The 21,063-nt window shown below is 69.5% G+C and carries 14 protein-coding genes and 2 pseudogenes; 8 read left to right on the forward strand and 8 right to left on the reverse strand.

Translation table 11 applies throughout. The features are described 5' to 3' along the window. Window positions 1-51 precede the first annotated feature (51 nt). The 6 genes from ACF08M_RS08390 to ACF08M_RS08415 all read left to right on the forward strand — a co-directional run bounded on the left by ACF08M_RS08390 (window position 52) and on the right by ACF08M_RS08415 (window position 7,865). A complete protein-coding gene (locus ACF08M_RS08390) occupies window positions 52-264 on the forward strand; it encodes a GNAT family N-acetyltransferase (RefSeq protein WP_392184491.1) in 213 nt (70 codons plus the stop codon). Window positions 265-603: 339 nt separating this feature from the next. Next, the gene (locus tag ACF08M_RS08395) at window positions 604-1,158 is read left to right on the forward strand and encodes a DUF2243 domain-containing protein (protein WP_392184451.1); all 555 of its coding nucleotides are present in this window, start codon (window positions 604-606) and stop codon (window positions 1,156-1,158) included. Window positions 1,159-1,169: 11 nt separating this feature from the next. Then, window positions 1,170-2,006, forward strand: a complete 837-nt coding sequence (locus ACF08M_RS08400) for a cytochrome c oxidase assembly protein (RefSeq protein WP_392184452.1) — start codon at window positions 1,170-1,172, stop codon at window positions 2,004-2,006. 175 nt (window positions 2,007-2,181) lie between these two features. Further along, a complete protein-coding gene (locus tag ACF08M_RS08405; protein WP_392184453.1) occupies window positions 2,182-5,547 on the forward strand; it encodes a PQQ-binding-like beta-propeller repeat protein in 3,366 nt (1,121 codons plus the stop codon). A gap of 15 nt (window positions 5,548-5,562) precedes the next feature. After that, window positions 5,563-6,861 carry a hypothetical protein gene (locus ACF08M_RS08410; RefSeq protein ID WP_392184454.1) on the forward strand — a complete coding sequence of 433 codons (1,299 nt, stop codon included), beginning with the start codon at window positions 5,563-5,565 and terminating at the stop codon, window positions 6,859-6,861. A gap of 800 nt (window positions 6,862-7,661) precedes the next feature. Further along, a complete protein-coding gene (locus tag ACF08M_RS08415; RefSeq protein WP_392184455.1) occupies window positions 7,662-7,865 on the forward strand; it encodes a hypothetical protein in 204 nt (67 codons plus the stop codon). Window positions 7,866-7,871: 6 nt separating this feature from the next. Here the strand turns inward: ACF08M_RS08415 and ACF08M_RS08420 are convergent, their stop codons facing one another. The 6 genes and pseudogenes from ACF08M_RS08420 to ACF08M_RS08445 all read right to left on the reverse strand — a co-directional run bounded on the left by ACF08M_RS08420 (window position 7,872) and on the right by ACF08M_RS08445 (window position 18,408). Next, on the reverse strand, window positions 7,872-11,741 hold the full coding sequence (locus ACF08M_RS08420) for a hypothetical protein (protein ID WP_392184456.1): 3,870 nt from the start codon (window positions 11,739-11,741) through the stop codon (window positions 7,872-7,874). Then, window positions 11,738-12,166 (reverse strand): hypothetical protein, encoded by a 429-nt coding sequence (locus ACF08M_RS08425; protein ID WP_392184457.1) that lies wholly within the window; start codon window positions 12,164-12,166, stop codon window positions 11,738-11,740. The genes ACF08M_RS08420 and ACF08M_RS08425 overlap by 4 nt, the downstream gene beginning before the upstream one ends. Window positions 12,167-13,167: 1,001 nt before the next feature. Next, window positions 13,168-13,425: a hypothetical protein gene (locus tag ACF08M_RS08430; protein WP_392184458.1), complete on the reverse strand. Its 258-nt coding sequence runs from the start codon at window positions 13,423-13,425 to the stop codon at window positions 13,168-13,170. After that, complete coding sequence (locus tag ACF08M_RS08435; RefSeq protein ID WP_392184459.1) at window positions 13,422-16,637, reverse strand: hypothetical protein; 3,216 nt, start codon at window positions 16,635-16,637, stop codon at window positions 13,422-13,424. The genes ACF08M_RS08430 and ACF08M_RS08435 overlap by 4 nt, the downstream gene beginning before the upstream one ends. Before the next feature lie 188 nt (window positions 16,638-16,825). Further along, a pseudogene (locus ACF08M_RS08440) lies at window positions 16,826-17,014 on the reverse strand (DDE-type integrase/transposase/recombinase); the annotation flags it as partial. A 38-nt stretch (window positions 17,015-17,052) separates the two neighbouring features. Next, entirely contained in the window at window positions 17,053-18,408 is a 1,356-nt protein-coding gene (locus ACF08M_RS08445; RefSeq protein ID WP_392184460.1) for a DUF4157 domain-containing protein, read from the reverse strand. A gap of 577 nt (window positions 18,409-18,985) precedes the next feature. On the opposite strand from ACF08M_RS08445, the pseudogene ACF08M_RS08450 reads away from it, so the two are divergent. Together ACF08M_RS08450 and ACF08M_RS08455 are read left to right on the forward strand one after the other, a co-directional pair. Then, window positions 18,986-19,276: pseudogene (locus tag ACF08M_RS08450) on the forward strand (hypothetical protein); the annotation flags it as partial. Beyond that, window positions 19,245-20,114: a tetratricopeptide repeat protein gene (locus ACF08M_RS08455; protein WP_392184461.1), complete on the forward strand. Its 870-nt coding sequence runs from the start codon at window positions 19,245-19,247 to the stop codon at window positions 20,112-20,114. The pseudogene ACF08M_RS08450 and the gene ACF08M_RS08455, both read left to right, overlap by 32 nt. 17 nt (window positions 20,115-20,131) lie before the next feature. Here the strand turns inward: ACF08M_RS08455 and ACF08M_RS08460 are convergent, their stop codons facing one another. Both ACF08M_RS08460 and ACF08M_RS08465 read right to left on the reverse strand, forming a co-directional pair. Continuing rightward, complete coding sequence (locus tag ACF08M_RS08460; RefSeq protein WP_392184462.1) at window positions 20,132-20,404, reverse strand: DUF6225 family protein; 273 nt, start codon at window positions 20,402-20,404, stop codon at window positions 20,132-20,134. A 420-nt stretch (window positions 20,405-20,824) separates the two neighbouring features. After that, window positions 20,825-20,983 carry a hypothetical protein gene (locus tag ACF08M_RS08465; protein WP_392184463.1) on the reverse strand — a complete coding sequence of 53 codons (159 nt, stop codon included), beginning with the start codon at window positions 20,981-20,983 and terminating at the stop codon, window positions 20,825-20,827. Window positions 20,984-21,063 lie beyond the last annotated feature (80 nt).

A 21,063-nucleotide genomic window follows, 5' to 3' on the forward strand; every position in this document is an offset into this window, starting at 1 on the left:
GGGCCGCCCGGGCCGGCCGGGTGGCCTCAGGCAGTCCCGTCCACTGGTGAACTGGCCGGGTTCACCGGTCTTTCGGTCCCCGACTTCATGCCGGAGCTCCTGCCTGCGGTTGAGGTCGGCTGGCGGCTGGGTCGTGCCCACTGGGGGCAGGGCCTGGCCACGGAGGCGGCCGCGGCTGCAGTGCGGTTCGGGTTCGAGGACTGCGGGGTGGACCGGGTTGTCAGCATCGCCAGCTGGGCAACAGCGCATCCGAACGAATCATGACGAGACTGGGGATGCATCCGGTGCGTGAAACCGTCGCTCCCAGTTGTGGTCGTCAAGTACGGGTGTTCGAGCTGTCGTCGACGCAGTACGTCACAGCCGCGGACCACGCCGTACGTCGGCGCCGCCCATCCCGAGCGCACGGCGAAGCTCACGGGCCGCGGCCGGGACCGGATGCTCGGCGCTGCCTGCCTCGCCCACAAGCACGACCCGAGCACGCCGTTCCTCGAATGGCGGTGTGATTCGCCCGAAAGGACGCCCGATCGTGATGGGCGGATCAGAGTGGGAAGACGTAGTGGCTCAGACTCATGTACCCGAAGGACAGATCGGACGGGACAGGCGATGGCCACCATCACTGGTCAGACACGAGAGGGCACGCTGCCCAAGAGCATCCAGTTGCCAGGAATCGTGCTGGGAGTGGGGCTCGGCGGATTCGTCGATGGCATCCTGCTCCATCAGCTCCTCCAGTGGCACCACATGCTCACCAGCACCAACGACGACCGCATCGGCGTGAAGTACTACCCCGCGAACACGGTCTCCGGTCTGGAGATGAACACCGTGTGGGACGGCATCTTCCACGCCATCTGCTGGGTCGCAGTCATCCTGGGCCTGGGCATCCTGTACTCCCGGGTCACTCACCAGCGTCGCCGGGTGTGGACCTCCCGGGTGTTGTGGGGATGGATCCTGGTCGGGTGGGGCCTGTTCAACATCGTCGAGGGCCTCCTGGACCATCAGATCCTCGGCATCCACCACGTCCACGTCGGCCCCCACCAGATCTGGTGGGACATGGGCTTCCTGCTCCTGGGCCTCCTCCTGCTCATCGGCGGCTACCTGCTCCAGCGCAGCGGACGGCCCTTCGACCCCGACACCTCCGAGTGGTCCGCCCGGCACACCTGATGGACGTCGACATGCATCGCCCCATGCACGACCACGGCGCAGGTAGCGGTCTGTGGGAGACGCTGCTGCCCCCAGCCGCAGTCATCCTGCTCGCCGCCGCCTACCTTCTCCTCGCAGACCGGGCCCGGCACCGCAATCCCGTCCAGGGCTGGGGACGCTGGCGGACGGCGAGTTTCCTGACCGGATGCACCCTGCTCACCGGAGCACTGCTGCCACCGCTGGCCCCCTTCGCCCACGGCGACTTCCGCGGGCACATGGCCCAGCACATGCTCATCGGCATGTACGCTCCCCTGGCCATGGTGCTCGGCAAGCCGGTCACCCTGCTGCTGCGCACCCTGCCCGCCGCCCGCGCCCGCGCGCTGATGGGCGTTCTGCACAGCCGCCCGGCCAGAGTGCTCGCCCACCCGGTCACCGCCCTGGTCCTGAGCACCGGCACCCTCGCGCTCCTGTACTTCACCCCGCTGTACAACGCGACCATGAACCAGCCCGTACTGCACTGGCTGATGCACGCCCACTTTCTCTTGTCCGGCTGCCTGTTCGCCTGGGTCATCGCCGGCCCCGACCCCGCCCCGACCCGGCCCGGCGTCCCCACCCGGCTCGTCGTCCTCGGGGTCGCCGTCGCGGCGCATGCCACGATCTCCCAGCTGATCTACGGCGGCTTCCTCATCAACGTTCACGCACCCATCGACCAGGTTCAAGGCGGCGCGGAGATCATGTACTACGGCGGTGACATCGCCGAACTCCTCCTCGCCGCAGCCCTCGTCACCACTTGGCGACCCGACCGCCACCGGCGCCATGGTGCTCATCGGCCGGTGCCCAGTGGCGTGGTCAGGACAGTCGCCGGCTGACCCGGCCCGTCGCAACGATCGGTGCAGTGGCGCGGTGCGCACCGAGAGACCTGACCCCCAGCGCGCCCCGCTTGACCCAACAGTCATGAACGAGACGCTGAACACTTCCGGTCGGCTCCGTGAAGTTGCTCAGGACCGACCGGTAACCGAACAGCGGATCATTAACGTCCGCTTTATGAAACGCATATGCAGAGCAGCCGGGCTCGCCCTCGCGCTGCTGTTTCTCGTTCTGGGCCTCGGCGCCCAGGTCGCATCCGCGCATGTCACGCGCGAGCATGCGGAATTCGTGGTCGCGCCCGGTGACAACGTGACCAGCGGCCGCCTCATCGTGCACAACGCCGTAGTGGCTCCCGAGCAGGCCGGTGGATGGGCGGCCGGGCTGCTCTCGGTCCCCTGCCCGGTCACCGGTTCCGGCGTGCCCGGCGACAACGGCGGCGTACCCGGCGGCGTCGTCATCGAGCTCGCCTGGAGCTGCCGCGTCGACGCGCTCGACCTGAGCCCGCTCATCGACAAGGGTGGACTGACCCAGGTCGTCGTCGAGTTCGACGGCACGGCGGTCGACGCCTCTGCCGCCACCCCGCTCGTCGACGTCCACGGCGCGCACGCGCTGCCGTCGTTCCCCTGGCTCACCGTCGCGCTCGTCACGGCCGCCGGTGTCGTCCTGCTGCTCGCCGCCTGGCGACTGCCGTTCCTCGTCCGCGGACCTCGCCCCGGCCGACGGCGCTGGCAACTGGCGACCGCCGGAGCCGTCGCGCTGTCCTTCCTCGCGCCCCAGGCGGCCTTCGCCGACGGCAGCGCGGATCCGGTCGACACCGTCACCGTCGAGGGCACCGTCTTCAAAGACCGCAACGGCAACGGGGAACGGGACAAGGGCGAGCAGCCCATGCCCGGCGTCGACGTCACCGACGGTGCCGTGTGGAGCACGACCGGCGCGGACGGCTCGTACAGCCTGCAGATCGACCCGAAGCGGCGCGAGACCGACCTCGTCAGCATCGTCTCGCCGAACGGCTACACGCCCGCGCTGCGCAAGGACTACATCCCGCAGTTCTTCCACAAGGTCCCCGAGACCGGCGGCAAGAACATCGACTTCGCGCTTCTCCCCGACCGCAACGCCTCGAACCCCACCGAGAAGTGGGTCATGAACTCCGACCCCGAGGTCAGCAACACCTCCGACGCCCAAGCCCGGGGCGCTCTGCCCCAGTGGACCGGCCAGGTCCAGGCGATGTCCGAGGTCGACGGCGCGACGATGCAGATCGCGACCGGTGACCTCACCGTTACGGACTACGCCGACGAGCCGCGCCGCCAGGGCGGGTATGACATGTTCAGCAAGGGCCTCCAGGAGGGGGAGCTCGGTCACCCCTTCTACCCGGTGATGGGCAACCACGACTTCGGTGGCACGGCGACCTCGCAGGGATACGCCGGCAGCATGGAGTACTACCGCCGCAACGTCGCCCCCGAGTGGTACAGCTTCGACCGCAACGGCCGCCACATCGTCGTCCTTGAGGACAACTACGACGCGAGCGGGCTGAAGCCGCAGCTGGAGTGGCTGCGCCGGGACCTCGCCCGGCACGCGGTCGGCAAGCAGGTGTTCGTCTTCGCCCACCGCTCCCTGTTCACCCAGTGGGGCCCGGGCGCCGGCATGCAGCCGACGATCGATGAGCTCGCCAAGTACGACGTACGGATGGTCGCCGCCGGTCACAACCAGCAGGCCGAGTTCCGGCGTGGCGCCTTCAAACGGTCCGTCGAGATCAACAACCAGGGCACGTACGGCATCGACGGCGCCCGCCCCGACTACAAGGTGCTCGACTTCAGCGCGATCACGGACGATCCGCGCACGCCCCGCAACGAGGACACCGGCCATGTGACCGGCATCCACCGGCAGTTCGACATCGATGACGACGTCGCTCTGGTCAGCCCGGCGCAGGGCAGCGTGTACGGGGCCAAGGGCGCAGTGCCCGTCGAGGTGTATGCGGAGGACGACGGCCGCACGCCCGCCAAGGCGGTGCTGACCGTCCGCAACAACCGAGGGCACCTGGTGAAGCGTGAGAACGTGCGCTTCGGCAAGGGGGCGTCCCGCCCCGGCATCGAGAACTGCTACACCCCGCCCGGCGGCACGCCTGAGCCCTGCCCCGATGCACGCGGCGCCTGGACGCGCGCGAGCGGCACACTGCACGGGCTGCAGCCCGGCACGTACACCGCCGAGTCGGTCGCGTACGACACCCGGGGCAAGCGGTTCCCCGTTGTGAAGAACACCTTCGAGATCGTGCGCGACTCCGAGCTTGCGAAGCCCGGGACCGGGCAGGACTGGCTGCGGCAGGGCGGTGACCAGGCCGGGCGGTCCGCGAGCGGCGACGAGCCGGGCGCGAAGCTCGACCTCAGGTGGGCCCGCCACACCGGCGAGCAGTTCAACCTCAACGGCTCGGTGGTCGCGGACGGCAAGCTCATCGTCTCGTCCCGCGCCTTCGACTCGCCGTACAGCATGATGCTCGCATACGACATCGCCTCCGGGCGTGAGCTGTGGCGTACGTACCTGGACGGCGATGCCGAGTCGGCGCCGACGCTCCACGGCGGCGTGGTCTATCTGACCACCGGCGTCGGCCGGATCTACGCGCTCGACGCGGCGAGCGGCCGCATCGTCTGGCAGTCGATCGACCGAGAGGAGACCCACGGGGACACCGTGCGCCGCTACGGCCGCGCCGGCGGACCGGTCAGCGTCTTCGCGCTGGCGGGCACGGAGCACCGCTCGGTCGCCGTCTACCAGGACGCCTACAGGGTCCGCTGCCGTGACGCCAAGACCGGCGGAATGCTGCCCGGTGGTTTCGACGCCGCGTTCTCCTGGGGACAGGCCCACAGCACGGTGATCCGCGAGCCCGGCTCCAACACCGCCTACCTGCACTCCATGTCGAGCAACAGCGTCATCGCCATGGACCTTGCGTCCTGCACCCAACTGTGGGTGAAGGACACTGCGGGCGACATCGACAGCCACTCCTCGCCCGTCCTCACCGACCCGGCCACGGGCGAGGCGAAGCTGGTGACGTTCACGGCGTACGGCGTTCGCGGGCACGACCCGAAGACCGGTGCGGTGACCTGGGAGTCCAAGCTGGGCGGCGGCAGCACCTGCGAGCCGGGACGCGCCCCGCTCACCAGCCCGGCCGTGTGGGGCGACATCGCCTATGTCGCGGGCCGGGACGGTGTCGTACGCGCCTACGACACGAGCGCTACCGATCCGTCGAAGCCGGTGTGGGAGGCCAAGTCCGGCTATCTGGCGGGGGAGAGCCCGCTGGACGACAAGTGGCGGGTCGCCATGGGGTGTTCGGCCGGTGCCGGTTCGCCGACGATGCACCCGCTGGTGACGAAGTCCCATGTGTACGTCGGGACGTGGGACGGTCGCCTGCTTGTCCTGGACCGGGCAAGCGGGACGCAGGTCGCCTCGTACAACCTCGGCGCGGGAGTGGCCTCGGCCCTCTCCGTGAGCGGTGACTGGGTCTTCGCCCTCACGGACGACGGCACAGTCCACGCTCTCGCCGCACGCCGGAAGTAGAGGGGAAGCACCACCGTGCGATCACCTCGCAACGGGGTGCTGCTCCTGCTGGCCGCCGTCCTCGCGCTGCTCCTGGGCAGCGCGGGGACGGCGCAGGCGCACCCCTTCGGAACCCCTCCCGTCGTGAAGATCGAGGCGACGGGCACCGTCGTCGACGCGACCTGGTCCGCGCAGCGCGACGACATCGCCGTCCTGAAGAACGAGTCCGGCGGTGACGAGGCGGGCTATCTGCGCTCGCACATCGTCGTACGCCAGGACGACCGCCCCTGTCGTGTGGACCGGGCGGACGGCATGAAGCTCCACTTCGTCTGCCCGCGGCCGGTGGACCGCATCGAACTGACGGTCACGGCGCTGACGGACGTCGATCCGGCGTACCGGACTCTGTCGGTGACGGGCTCGGGCTCCGGCGGGCTGCACACGGCACAGGAGCCGACGCGGATGCTGACCCTGAAACCGGCGGCCGCAGGGATCGCCGCGGCCTCCCCGGCCGATTCGGGCCGGGGAGCCTGGACAACCGACCTGACCTCACTGCTGGACCGCAGCGCGGCCCTCCCGCTGGCTCTGCTCGTGGCCGCGGCCGTGGGCGCGCTCCATGCCTGCGCGCCGGGGCACGGGAAGTCACTGGCCGCCGGATATCTGGTGGGCGGCAGGGGCAGGCCGCGCGATGCGGTGTGGCTGGGCGGGATCGTCGCCGTGATGCACACGTTCTCGGTCGCCGCCCTGGCGGTCGGCTGGTGGCTGGCGGCGAACAGCACGCCGGACATCGCGGCGCTGACGGGGTGGCTCCAGTTGGTCGCGGCGCTGGTGGTGGCCGGGGTGGGGGTGAGCCTGCTGCGGCGGCATCTGCGCCACCGTAGGCTCCACCATTCCCATCACGGGCCTGATCACGGGCACGGGCATGACCACGGGCATGACCACGGGCATGACCACGGGCATGACCACGGGCACGGGCACAGCCATCACATCCCGGATGCCCCGTCCCTCCTCACCTGGCGAGGCCTCGTGCTTCTCGGCGCGTCGGGCGGCCTGCTGCCTTCGCCATCCGCCTTTCTCGTCCTGCTCACCGGCCTGCTGACCAACAGGGTCGGCATCGCCCTCGCGATGGTCGCGGCCTTCGGCCTCGGCATGGCGCTGACGCTCACCGGGGTCGGCCTGATCGTGCTGCGCGGCCGGGACGCGCTGCTGGACCGTGTCTCCCGCTCCCGGACACTGCGGACGTGGACACCGAGGGTTCCACTGCTCGCAGCCTCGGCAGTGGTGGCCGGAGGAACGGTGGCCTCGGCGGTTGCCGCAGGCCACCTCCTCGCTCCGTGATCTCCGTAGCTCTGTGAGTTCCGTGACCTCCGCGTACGACGAAGGCGCCCCCGTCCGGCCTGAAACCAGGCAGGGGCGACCTGCTCCGGCAGTCCGGATGGCGCGGGGCCGGTATCCAGGATGGCCTCGGCGACTCTCCAGGGCATTGACCACCGGGGGAGTCCCTTTGCCCTGCCCGACGTCGACGATCGGCAACAGGGTCGCGTTCGACGGGACGTCGAGCTGGCGGGGTGTCGGCCCGGCCGGGGTGGGGATGCCGGCGAGGCGTCCCAGGAGACGGTCGAGGGCTGCCCGGCCGTCGCCGACGGCGGCCGGCTCGGACTCGGACAGGGGGATCACAGCTCGCATCTTCTGCAAGTTGCCTTTGGCTTCGAGTAGTTGGGCCTTGCTGGAGTCCTTCGAGGTGTAGGAGTCGCAGCGTGCGCAGGCCATGCGGTGCGGGCACTGCCAGAAGAAGGTGTAGGTGCAGTAGCCGTGCCCGAGGTCGTAGTGCCAAGGTTCGCCGGCCGCGGCGGCGCCGGAGGTGACCGCGTCGCGGTCGACCAGGACCTCGATCGTGCGGACGTTGCGGGAGAAGTACCCCGCGTCGTCGTAGGTCCGGGTCAGCGTCGTCGCGCTGATCTTCGCGTAGAACTGAGGGGACTGGTGTGCGGTGTCCGAGCCAGGCTTGCAGTTCGAACAGCGTCATCGGCTCCTTCGCGTTGTAGAGCTGGCCGGCGATCGTGGACCGGGCCCGGTGGCTGGTGATGTTCCCGCGGACGTCTGCTGCGGGGACGCCGGCCTTGCGGTAGAGCATCGGGATGACGGTGCTGTTGATGCAGGCGGAGGAGACCTTCCGGGCCCGGGCGGTGAACAGCAGGTCCACCAGCTCGCCGGTGCGGCGGTCGGTGAACTTCGGCTGCTCCGGGCGGATCGCCTGCCACGCGCCCCCGGCAGAGCGCCCGGGGGGTGACCTCCCGCGTCCGGCGGAGAGCCGCTGGCTGGAACTCGCCGAGGACGCGTAGCTGGTGTCATTTGCCACAGGGCGGGTTGTAGGGCAGAGCCGGTGATACGTACTTCTTCCACAGAGCAGGGGTCATGGCCCGCTGCGTCGACGCGCACAGGATCGTGCGGGCGCGAGCGGGATCGGTCTGCCAGAGCCGTACGGTGCCGTCCTGGCCACTGGTCATCAGCAGGCCGTTGCGAGGGCCGAACAGCAGGGCGTCGACCGAGCCGCCGTGGCCGGTGACCGGCAGCCCGTATGCGGAGGTGTGAGCCGGATCGGAGGTGTCCCACAGACGGATCTGTCCGAGAGCGTTGCCGCTCGCGAGCAGTCCGCTGTCCGGGGCGAACCCGACGCTCATCACGAGGCCGCCAGTGAGCAGCGGACCCCCGATGGCGGTCGGGGACTGCGGCCGGGACACATCCCACAGCCGGACTTTGCTGTCCCCGCTTCCCGTCGCGATCAGCCGCGAACGCGGGCTGGCGGCCAGGGCGAAGATCTGCTGGCTGCTGGTCACCTGACCTGCTAGGGAGGGAACGGCTCCCTCTCCCGTGCGCCAGACGCCGATTGTGCCGATGAAGTAGTCACCGGTGTAGACATAACCGCCGCGGGGTGCGGCGGCCATACCTATGGTGGGCTGCTGCTGCCCGGGTAGCTCGCCGTCGCCGAGCGAGGCGGGGCGGTCCAAGTCCGAGACGGTCCAGGCGCGTATCCCGCCGACATAGCCGCCCTGGACGTTGAACGAGGTCGCGACCAGCGTGTGCCCGGTGGCGTCGAAGGCCAGGGCTCCGACCGGTTTCGTCTGCCCTGGCAGCGCCTTGCCGACCTCCACCGGGCGGGCTGGCGCAGACACGTCCCACAGCCGTACCTTGCCGCCGAAGTCGCCGGTGGCCAGTACGGTTCTACCGGCCGTCCCGGGTCTGAAGGCCAGCCCGTTCACGACCGTAGGGAACGGCGGGAGCGCGCCGAGGCGGATCAGGCGGGCAGGGTCGGAGACATTCCAGAGGGTGACCTGACGGCCGGAGGAGACCGCGAGCAGCCGCCCGTCGCCGCTAAGCGTCAGCACGTTGGCCCGCAGGCCGCCGTCCGTGACGGCCAGCGTCGGGGGCAGCTGCCACAGCAGTACCCTCCCGTCCCCGCCGCCACTGGCAAGTGTGTGTCCGGTGGCGTCGAAGGCCAGGCTGTTGACGCTGCTGGTGTGTCCGCGCAGTGGGGGACCGAGGGCTCTGGTCAAGCTTGGGGCGCCGACGTTCCAGAGGTTGATGTTCCCGGTCTGGTCCCCAGTGGCGAGTACGCGGCCGTCCGGACTGAAGGCGACCGAGTTGGCCGAATCGTTGAAAGACAGCTGCTTCATCACCTTCGGTCGACGCGGGTCCGAGACGTCCCAGACCAGTACCTTGTTGTCACTTCCGGCGCTGGCCATCACGTGCCCGACGGGACTGAACGTCACCTGGTTGACGACGCTCGTGTGGCCGCTCACCGCGCCGCCCAGCGTGGCCGGGCGGGCCGGGTTCGAGACATTCCACTGCCGCAACAGCGAGGTGTTGCCGGTCGCCCCCACGGTGCCACCGCTGACGGCCAGCGTTGCACCGTCCGGGCTGAAAGCGACTGAGGAGACGCCCTGTTGCCGAATGGACAGCACGGTACTCAGCCGACGCGGATTTCTCGGATTGGCGACGTTCCACAGCTGCACGGTGCTGGTCGTGGAGCTGCCGGCCGCGACAGTGCCGAGCGCCAGCGTCCGGTTGTCGGGGCTGAACTTCATGCTCACCACAGCGCCTGGTGACGCTGGCACCGGAGCCGACAGCGTCACCGGATGCCGGGCGTCGGAGACGTCCAGCATCTGTATGGTGCCGTCTGAGCCGCCTCGGGCCAGTAGATCGCCCCGCGAGCTGTAGGCGACCGGCTGCACGCTGACCCCCTTCCCGGCACTGAGCGGGGAGGTCAGCGGAGCCGGTTGGGCCGGGTCCGAGGCATCCCAGAACCGCAGCGTCGCTGCGCCGGTGGCCAGTTCGTCGTGCGGACCGAAGGCGACCGAGTACACGATGGGGAATCGCGTCGGAAGTGCCGTGGACAGCACGGAACCCGCCTCCGTCATCAGCCGCGTGCGCAGCGCGGACGTCGCCCGCATCCGGTACGCGACAAGGTCGAGCTGCGCGGCGAGCGCGGGGTCGGTCTCGCGTTGCCGGTCTGCCTCGGCGGTAACCCGCTCGAAGATCGCGTTGTCACGTTGCGCCAGGGCGTTGCGAGTCTGGTCGAGCGCGAGCGCCGCCAGCCCCGAGGCGAGCAGCGCCAGCATGGTGACGGCGACCACCGCACCGCGCTTGAGTAGTTGGGCGCGGCGCTGTTGCCGCCCAGAGGCATCCAGGAAGTCTGTGACCAGCGGGGTGACATCCTCGGGGCTCGCGCCCGCCGCCCAGGTGCGGGCCACCACCAGCTTGGCCCCCCGGTGCAGGGCCGTCACATCTTTCCGTCCGTCGCGCTCCCAGGCGACAGCTGCCTCCTCCAGTTCCTGGCGAACCGCAAAGCCGCCCTTGCCCGCCCCAATCCAGGTGTGGCGCAGCCGCGGCCAGGCCCACAGCAGCGCCTCGTGGGTGACCTCTACGGTGCTTTGCTCCCGCTCCACACCCTGGGTGAGTAGGCGGGCTCGGGTGAACCGCTCGACGATGTCCGGGACGGCCTCCGGGTCGGCAGCGGCAAGCAACAGATCACGGCGGGTCCGTCGGCGCCGCGTCATCTCGCTGCTTTCGCCGAACCTTACGAGGCTGAGGAATAGCAGCCGTGCCGCCTCTTGCGCGGACGGGCTCAGCTTCCCGAACTCCTCCTCGGCGGTTGCCGCCACCGCACCGTCGATGCCTCTGGTGTCGCGGTAGCTGTCCACAGTCAGGGTGTCGTCCCTGCGCTCCCGCCAAGTGGCCCGCAACGCGTGTGCGAGCAGCGGCAGCCGACTGGCCTCGTACGCGCCCTCGTCCTGCCCGCCCATGCTGCGCAGGTCACCAAGTATGACCTCCACGAGCCCCTTGGCCAGCGAAAGACCAACCCGCTGGGCTGGTCGGATCACGGCGCTGCGTACCTCGTCGTCGGTCATCGGACCGACAAAGACCTGACGGCCCGCCAGAACATCGCGCAGATGCGGGAAGGCGGCGCAGAATCCGTAAAAATCTGCGCGCAGACCGTAGACGGCCAGGGCCACCGGCTCCTCGGTACCGGTGGCATCGGTCAGACCGGCGAGCAGATCCACGAAGCAGCGCCGTACGGACTCCTCCTGACACAGCGTGAACAGTTCCTCCAACTGGTCGACGACGAGCATGACCCGGCCGCCCGCTGGAAGGTCGAGCCGCTCACGCAGTAGCGTGCTCAGGGTGCCAGGACCGGCCCCCATCGCCGCTGCGATCAGCGTTTCCTCGGCTCCGGTGAGCTCGGCGAGACCCGCGGCGAGTGCTGCGGGCGGATCGGCAGTGGGGGTCAGCAGCAGCTGCGGCCAGCTCCGACTGCCGGGCAGGTGACCCTTGGCCAGTGCTGGCAACACCCCAGCGCGCAGCAGCGACGACTTGCCCGCACCGGAGGGCGCGACGACGGCCAGCGGGATACGGTCGGTCAGGCAATCTTCGAGCCGGTCCATGACTTTGCTGACGAGAGCCTCCCGGCCGAAGAACCACTCGGCCTCGTCCATGCGGAACGGGCGCAGCCCGGGATATGGGCATTCCTCGACCGTCGAGGGGGTGGATGTCCGGCCGTACTCCTCGCCGCCGGAGTGGTAGTGCTCGTGCCGGTGGATCACACCGCCGTTGACGACGATCATGTTTTCCGCCGACTGGTACACGCTGGCGCGTCCTGAGGCCCAGGCGATCTGCTCGACGGCGTGTGCGCTCTGCCCGGATTCCCGCCGGGGCGTCATGACAACCTGATGTTCGTCATGTTGTGACCGGCCTGGTAGATCTCTGCGTCACCGTCGGCCTGCGCCCGCATCTCCGTACGAGGCGGAGCCTGCTCCCTTCCTCCCTCTTCCTCGCGTGGTCCGGCAGTGAGCTCGGCGACGAGTTCGGTGAGCGCCCGCGCCGCTGCCTGGTCGGTGGCGAGTAGCTGGCGAAACCGCACTCGCCAGGTGGCGGTGAGGTCGCGCCCGTCCTCCTCGTGAGCCGGGCTGAGGAGCAGTTCGCGGGCAATTCCCAACTCGTCTTCTACGGCCGCTGCTTGCTCCGGACGGTGTCGCTGCCACAGACGTCCAACCAGCACCCGCACCTGCTCCCAGGTATCGGTGGCCAGCAAGTTCACCACCGTCGTCGCAGCCGTCGCCGCCAAGGTTGTCAGCTGTTCTTCCATGGACATCCCCCGAGTCCGATAGACATGGTTGGAGTGCGGCCAATACTACGTGGAGTGTGAGTACGAGTGCCGCGTGTGACCAGAGCCCGGTCTGTGAAGAATTGGACGATACAAGAGTGGCCTGTCTGCGCGTGAGGAGACGCCGTCTGTATCGCGTCGAGGGGCGTACACCCCGTGCGGCCCGGCAGCGGAAACACGTGGGCCGTCGAGAAGAGGGCCGGGTGTCGTGCGGCAGGTCCGGTGTCCGCGGCCCGAGGTTCGGCCGGTCCGTCGAGCGGGTCGCTCCGTTCGCGCGGCACCGGCCGGTCGGCCGGGGGAGGGGAGGCCCGGGGGCGTCCCGGCGTCCCACCCCGTCGAGCAGTCGGTACGGGCCGGGCAGCTGCCGCGCCGGGAACGGATCACGGCCGGCAGGAGCTGGTGCACCACGTTTTCGGATTTTCCGTCGCACGATGGCGGTCGAATGGTTCGTGGCCGAATCCGTGCAGCATGATGTGATTCCGGTGTGGAGTCCATGTGCACTGTTCGCAGAAGGTGTGGTCATCGGTGATGGTGATCCCCTGTCTGCAGCGGTCGGCCGCGGAGGCTTCGAGCGGAGATGGACGCAGATGGGGCGGTCGACTCCGTTGTTCGGCTTTCGGTCGGCGGCTCCGATGCGGGGCGTGATTTCGCGTCGACGTCCGATTTTCATCGGCGCGGGTTCCGGACATGTATTCCGCCGCCTGACCGCAACTTCGGTGCGTGTCGGCCGAACGCGGCCGGGTTTCCCGGCACCGGGCGGGCTGTGTCCTGCGGTACGCCGTGGTCCGGCCCCGGGTGAGGTGCGGGCGCGGGACACGCAGGCCGCTGGTGACCTGAGGTGAGGCGGGCGGCAAGGCGGCCCGGCGCGAGCACGGCCACGACGAGCGGATCGAACCGATCGTCGAGGAACGCGAGGCGGCCACGAAGGCCCGCAGCACGGAAGACCGGCGCACCGAGCGGGGGACCGCGAGCATGGTGCCCTACTACCGGCTGATGAAGATCTCCTGCCCGGTGTGCCACGCCAAGCCGGATGCCGAGTGTGCGCTGTCCGCCGGATCCCACCAGGCGCGGCGGAACATCCTCTCCCGCCGCATCGAGGGCGGCGGCCGCCGGCGGCGCAGACCGCCGGGGCGCTGCGCCCCGTCCGGGGTGGGGGCGTCGAAGACGACCTCGACGCCCGGCACCTCCAGGCCGGACTCGTCGAGCAGGCGGCGCAGCCCCTCGTCGACCTCGTGGATCACCGGCGGGTCACCTCGTCCGGCGGCTGCACGCTGCCGCTGACCACCAGGAAGTCGGTCGTCACCGGGGAGAACCCAGGGCCCTTGGCAGTGATGATCCGGGGCCCGGTCTCATCCTTGGCGAGGATGAGCAGCTGGCCGATGAAGGCGCCGTCCGGCAGCGGAACCGTCGGCGCCGCCGCCGCGGTGATCCCCGGCTTCCAGGTGAACCGCACCGGCACGCCCGGCGGGAAGTCCTTGCCGCGCACCGAGGTGACGAAGCCGGGCTTGCCGACCTCCGGCACCGCGACGATGCGCGGCTGGAGGATGCGCAGCCGCTTCCGGGCGGTGTTGTCGCTCTTGTCGGCGTCCGTCCCGCTGGTGGTGAGCTTGCCGGTGACCTGGGCGGTCAGCGCCTTGTCGGGGCTGAGGACAACCCGCACGACAGTGCTCGCACCCTGGTCCAGGTCCGGCAGCGCGCACACCCAGGACTTGTCGCAGCCCTCCGGCGGCCCGTTGTTCGGGATGCCCTTGGGCAGGCTGATGTGCAGCCGCAGCCCGGTCGCCAGCGCGTTGCGGCCGTTGCGCACGGTGTACGTCACCACGACGCGCCCGCCGACGTAGCCGGGGTTCGGCTGGGCCGTGAGGCGAAGCCCCGGACCGGCGTCCGGCTCACCCGGAGGCGGGGGCACCGTGGGCGGTGGCGTGGGTGTCGAAGGCGTGGGCGTGGGCGTGGGGGGCGTGGGCGTGGGGGTCGTCGGGGGCGGGGCCTCGACGACCGGCACCACGGTGCGGCCGGCGTTGTCGCTGGGCCGCGGATCGAGGACGCTGCTGGTGACCGACCACTCGATCGGCGCGTCGCCGGGGATGACACCTGTGACGGTGACGGTCACCGGCACGGTCGTGTCGGGTTGGACCACGCCGACGTCGCACTGGAGGGAGGCGGCGTCGCAGGGGCCTCCGGGATACGTCAGCTTGGTGATCTGCACGCCGGACGGCGGCGCGGCGGTCAGTTTGGTGACCGGTGAGGCGGCGGGGCCGTTGTTCACCACGTCGACGCGGATGGTGGTGGTCTTGCCGACGGTGACCTCCGGGACGGCGCCGGGCGCCTGGAGCGCGAGGTCCACGGACTGCTGGACGCTGGGTTCCTTCTGCCGGCCCGGGAGTTCCGCGGTGACCGGGGTGAGGTCGCCGGACTCGACGTCCAACAGGCGTAGCTTCTCTGGGCTGTTGGCGGCGAATTCGGTGCGGGAGCTGACCACCAGGCCTTTGCCGTCGGCTGTCCAGGCGGCGTCCCGTGGCTGGAACGGTCCGGTGACTGAGGTGTCCGGGAGCTCCGTGCGGCAGCCGTCGGGGATGTCGCGCGCGGCTGTGGGCACAAGCACCTTGCAGTCGTCCCCCGAGAGGGACGTCAGGAGGATGCCGTTGCGTTTGTCGACGGCGCCGCCCTCGCTCTTGCGGTTGAAGGCGAGGCTGAGCCCGTCCGGGGAGAACGCCGGGCTGTCGTCGATAATCGCGCAGTCGCCCGGGCAGATCGTGGCGCTCAGATCGCGCTGCCGGCTCAGATCGTTCACGGGCACGGCCCAGATGTGCTTGATACCCCTGTTCCCGTCGATCACCGCGTTGCGGGTGAAGGCCAGGGTGGCGCCGTCGGAGGACCAGGTGGGCTGGGCGTCCTCGCCCTGGAGCTGCCCGGCCGGCGGAGTGATCCGGCCGGTGATCGCACCCGTGGCCGCGTTTGCGATGAGGATACGGCTAGGGCCCGCGGCCTCCCCGACGCCGCCCGGCGAGGTCCGGGTGAAGGCGAGGAACTTGCCGTCCGGGGAGAACGTCGGGTCGGTGTCCCAGTCGTTCGCGTCGCGCCCCGCGAGCGGCATGGGCGCCTCGTTGGAGCCGTCGGCGTCCACCATCCAGATCCGCTCGATCCGGCCGTTGGGACTGTCCTCGAAGCGGGTGACGGCGATCCGGCGGCCGTCGGGCGTGTAGGTCTGCCGCTCGGTCCACGGGTCGTGCTTGGCCGCGGGCTGGAACAGCGGGTCCTTGGCGGTATCGGTGTTGGTGTCGGCCGCCGGATCCTCGTTGAGGATCGTCAGACCCAGATCGCGGGGGTCGGACCCGTCCATGCGGGCATCCTGCAGCGTCACCACGTGCGCGCCGGAGAGGTCGTCGTTGGGGTCGTCGTTGGGGTCATCCGCCGTGGTGCGCTCCACCACCACGCCGCCGCCGTCGAGCGGTCCCCGCCAGGTGGGCGACAGAACTTCCCGGTCCTCGTTGAGTACCAGTCCGGGCTCATGGTTTGAGTGCGCCACCGACTTGAACACGTGGTCATAGTCGCCCCGGCACGTGCAGGTGGTCTCGGGGCTCAGGAACACCAACTGGTCCCCGTCGGGCAACCACGATGCCCCGTGGCCACGCCACTGTGCGTACGCGCCCCCGAGCAGTGGCTCGTCAGAGGTCCCTGCCGCGTGCGTCACCCGCAGCCGGGGCATGCTCCGCCCGTTCTCGGTGGTCGTGGCGGTGTACGCGATCCAGTCCCGGTTCTCGTCGTCGTTCACCGGGTTCCACACCGGCTCGGACGCCCTGCCATTGGCCGGGGAGGTGATCCGGGTGGCGGTGCCGCCATTCAGGGGCCGTACGTAGATCTGCGCTCCGATCAGCGGACTGCTGTCGCTGGAGTACGCCAGCCGCTGCCCGTCGGGGGAGACCGTCGGGTACTTCTCGTCGGAGGGTGTGTCGGTGAGCCGCGTCAGGCCGGTGCCGTCGGTGCGTACCAGCCACAGGTCGCGCTGCGTCCCCCCGTCCGTGCCGCCGGGTTCGGCCGAGTCGAACACCACGGCCTGGCCGTCCGGCGTCAGCCGGGGGTGCGCCACGTCCCGGCCGCTGGTCAGACGGCGTACCGAACCGTCCGCGGAGCGCAGGTACACCTGTGGGTTCTTCTCGTCGCGGCGGCTCGCGAAGACCATCTGGTCCCCGAGGGCGGCCGGCTGGACGTCGTTGTGGGTGGGGCCGTCACCGAACAGTGGTGTGCTGGAGGTGGTGGAAGCGACCATGCCGAGGCTGCGGTGCCTGGTGCCCGCGTAGGCGACCCGCGTGTCCGTGGCATCGGCCGCCCGCGGGGCGGATTCGGCGCCGCCCTGTCCGGAGGCCGCCGTCACCCCGAGCAGCGGGAGCAACAGCAGAAACGACGTTCCGAGTCTCCCCAGCCGGTGCCGGCCGCCGAGGTCAGCCGTTCCCATCACGGTCCCCTTCGTAGTCTGGTGCGGCATCCCGATGCACCCATCCGGATCGCCCCCGCCACCCTGCACCAGCCGTGCGCGGCACGGCAGGGCTGCGGGGCCCTACCCGGGGGAGGCGCCCGGTGTGCTTTCGGGCAGTGCCTGTTTCCCGTACGACGTCAGCGCAGGTGTCAGATCAGCCCGTTGCGTCATGCGTAGCCCACCGCGTGGGCCCGGTTGCGCAGTTGCAGCCGCGTGTTGATCTTGTCCAGGACGTTCTTGACGACTTCTCGGTGGGCCGCGCCGTAGGAGCGCAGCTTGTCGGTGACGATCACCCGTGGCTCCGTGCGGGTCTTCTTCAGCAGCCTGCGGAAGAAGCGCTGGGCCGCAGCGGTGTCACACACCATCAACGCGTCCGAACCCAAGTCGTTTTGGATCAATACGTCTCCGAAGGCCCTGCGTACTTCCCGGTGAAGTAGAGCCCCGCAACGTTGGCCTTGATCGAATCCTTGTAGCTCTTGGACAACTTGTTCCCTGATTTCTCACCGTAGCGGGCAGCATTTTCTTCGCTGTCCAGTGCTGTCGTGATCTCCTGCAGCAGCCTCTTCTCGTTGTCATTCGCCAGCTCACTCACATGCCGCTGCATGAGGTTCCACATGTTGGGGACGGGCGCCCAGCCGGCCGCCGTCATCTTGGCCCTCGTGTCCGTGGAGAGTGAATGGTCGCCTCTCCCCGAATAGAAGAAGCGGGGCTTCGCCTGGTTGTCCTCAGCGTGGGTCAGCATGTTTTCATTGCAGATGATGTTGTGGTACTCGACCAGTGCCTTGCTATTTCTCGTCTGGTTGATGTCGATACCCCCCTCCTGCTGCTTCTGGTGGCCGAGCTCGTGCATGATCGTCTGATTCTTCGTGTAGTCACCCGTCACCTCATGGTTGACCAGCAAAATCCGATACTGCTCAAGGTAGGCTCCACCGCCGGCCGCGGAAACGATCTGTCCGGCATCGGCGCCGGCCATGCCGGTGACCGTATTCACGTTCAAGGCCGCGACCTCGGGGGTGAGGTTCACGCGGCAGTCCGCCGGATACTGGGAGAACGGAGTTTCCGCGGACATGTGCGCGGGCACCTCGACCACCATGGGTGCGCTCGCCAGTCCCAGCTTCTCCCTCCACCTGTCGATGTTCCCCCTGTCCAGAGCGCGTTGGACCACCCCGTCCCCGGCCGCCGGCTGCTGCTCCGGGGCCGGTTCCGAGGCCGGCCCGGCGTGAGGAGCGGACACGGACATGGCGCGGTTGGCCGTCGCCTCCGCCTCCTGCTCGAACCGGTCGGAAGGGTCGCTGACGCGTAGCCCGTCACCCCGGGCAGTCCCGGCCACCGGTCCCTGGCGCTGCTGGACGACGTGGGTGAGTTCGTGGGCGAGGGTGTGTTTGTCTGTGCCGTTGTCGCCGATGACGATGTGGTTGCCGCTCGTGTACGCGCGGGCACCGACTCCGGCGGCGGAGGCCTTCGCCATGCTGTCGGTGTGGATGCGGACATCGGAGAAGTCGGCGCCGAGGCGGGCTTCCATGTCGGTGCGGGTGGTGTCGTCGAGGGGGCGGCCAGGGGTGCGCAGGACGTCGTGGACGGCGGAGCGCTGCACGGCGGGCGTGTTTTGTCCGATTCGTTGGTGGCAGCGTTCGGCGGTGTGCTGGTGCTCCTCGGGCTGAGCCCACGGATGGCCGGCCTGGCGGAGCATCTGGACGACTGCGGCGTTGCCGGAACTGGCCTGGAGCGCCATCAGTCCCACGGGCGTCATCGCGGTCTGTCCTGGCGCGGTCGTCCGGCTGGGGTGCCGGCGTATCTGCTTTGCGGGCTGTGGACCGTGGTATGGCAACGGGGTGCCCTTCGGCGTCAGCGATACAGCTGTGGATCGGACCCACAGAACACGCATGCCGGCCCGTCAGGGAAGGGCTCCGAGGGCAGATGCGGGGCCGTGTCTGCTGCCTGCGGGGCCATGTTCGGCAAGCCACCCGGGTCCGGCACACGGTGCTCTGCAGCGGGCGCCCGTCCGGGGGGCGGCCCGGGGCGGTGTTCCGGGCCGTACCGGGTGCCGCCTCCCGTTGTCGTACGCGAGCCGATGGAGGTCAGCTGTCGCGGGGAGCAAGAGGTCACGGTAGCGGCCGAGTGCCCTGGATATGCTGATCCAGTCGGTCTTTGCCGCCGAGCACGTCCAGGATGCGGGACCACGCGGCCTTGCCCAGGAGCACGTCGGCTTCAGGCGTGCCACCGTACTTGAAGTGACTGGACGCCGATGAGGGAGGACCGCATCTCAGCACGCCGCCCGTCTCGCCCAGTTCAACGTCGCGACGCTCCGTCACCCCCTCGACGACCCGCGCACGGCGCCGTTCGTCGAGATGCTCGACCCGGTCAACGCCACCGCCGACGGCGCGGCTGCTCGCCCGGCACGGCCGGGGCGACGAAGCATTCAGCCTGCTGCGGCCGCACGTTCAGGACTGGATCAACGCCGCGGCCCTGGTCGACGTCGCGGACGGCGCCGGCCGGGACGACGAGGCGGCGGAGCTGCTCGCGGCCCAGATCCCGGACAAGCACCGGTGCGACAGGCCGTGGCGCTGCCGTGGCCTCGACCCCGACATGGCGATCGGACTCCTCGCCACGATCCGTGAACGCCAGAGTCGCGTCGACGAGGCCATCGCGCTGCTGCGCACCCGGGACAAGACCTCACTCAACAACCGGGACCAGTTGGCCGACCTGCCGGCCCGGCAGAACCGCATCGAAGAACTGCATGCGTACGCGACGACTGAGCCTCTCGGCATCGCTGCGCGGCGCCTGGCAGAGCTGCTCGAGGAACGCGACGATGTGGAGGGCGCGATTGCCGCGTGCCGCCAGGTCAGAGATGCGTCCTTCCGCCCGGGAAACGCGGCAGTGGATCTTGCACAATTCCTGGCACGCCACGACCGGGGCGAGGAAGCGGTGCAGGTGATGCGCGCACTGCCCGACGCTCCTGGCGGCGCCGAGGACTGGATCGTCCACGTGCTCTGCACTCTCTACACCAACCAGGGCCGCCCCGAGGACGGCCTGGCGCACCTCGACGCCCTCGCTACCGCCCGCGGGGGCGAGGAGACGTGGGACCTCTTCTGGATACGACTTCCGCTGATGGCCGCCTGCGACCGGATCAATGAAGCGTTGGAACATGCCCAAGCCCATCCCGGGGGCACCCCCTGGTACGCGGCACCGCACATCGCCGAGCTGCTCGCCGGCGCCGGACGCACCGAGGAGGCCGTCGCCGTCCTGCGCCCCCACGCCCCCGCAAACAGCCACGACCTGGCCGGGTACCTCATCGACCTCGGCCGCATCGAAGAAGCCGTGACCGTCCTTCAACAGGACAAGCCTCGTCCGCCACAGCCCTCCACCACCGCTCGGAGCGAAGATCCCCCGTTCTGGAGATCTGCCTGGCACAAACCCGGACACGGGGTAACGCCCGACGCAGACACGCATACCTGATCAGGAATACGTCTCGTTCACTCGAGGCGGTCGTACGCACCCGGCTCCCAGTCGACGAACAGCGTCAGCGCTTCCTCGGTCTCGGTGCGCTCCGGTTCGGTGGCAGTGGCCGGCCACCAGTTCTCGACCCGGTGAGCGTCCACGAGAACACCCTCGCGGTATCCGTCGAAGTCGCCGGGGTCCTCTGCGACACCGATATGGATGGGCGCGTCGTCGGGAAGGTCCTTCAAAGCTTCCCGAAGCTGCGCGGCATTCCAGATCTGCGGGGCGTGCTCAAAGATTTCGGTCATAGGCACAGGCTCCCGGAGCGGGATGTCCCGGCGGGGGAGGCGCAGCTGCACCCCGGGCCAGAGCACTGGTTCGGGGCACAGGAGGCCGGGGTGAAAGCCGATCGACAGTGGTGAATCAGACCCAGCCAGCGGACACCATGCCGTCAGCACGCGTCAGGCAGGTCCCACAGGCCGGGAAGGCTGAACAGGCGCTGCGCCCGGCGGCCGTTCGGACAGAACGCCCAGATCAGCTGCCCCCCACGTCACCGGGACGCGAGCAGGACATACTTGGCCCAGACGGTTGAGGTCCCCCCGCTGCGCGGGAATGGTTGACTGGCTGGTCAGGGCGGGTTGACGCCATTTCAGGTTCACTGGGTCGGCCGCTGCCTGGTCGGCGTAGTGCTTCTCCTTGTGGTTCCCCCGCAGTGCGGGAGTGGCTGACTAGCTGGTCAGGGCGGGTTGACGTGGTTTCAGGTTCACTTGTTCGGTCGCTGCCTGGTCGGCGTAGTGCTTCTCCTCGTACTCGATCGGGCTGAGGTAGCCGAGTCGTTTCTGGATGCGGCGGGGGTTGTAGAAGCCGTCGATGACCCTGTTGCCCAATTGGTCTCATGCCGCAAGGTCGAGTGCTGCCAGGCGGGACGTACGTGTGCGGGCGAGGGGCGTTTCGTTCCACCAGGCGT

It is taken from the genome of Streptomyces sp. NPDC015032 (assembly GCF_043080425.1).
Lineage (GTDB): Bacteria > Actinomycetota > Actinomycetes > Streptomycetales > Streptomycetaceae > Streptomyces.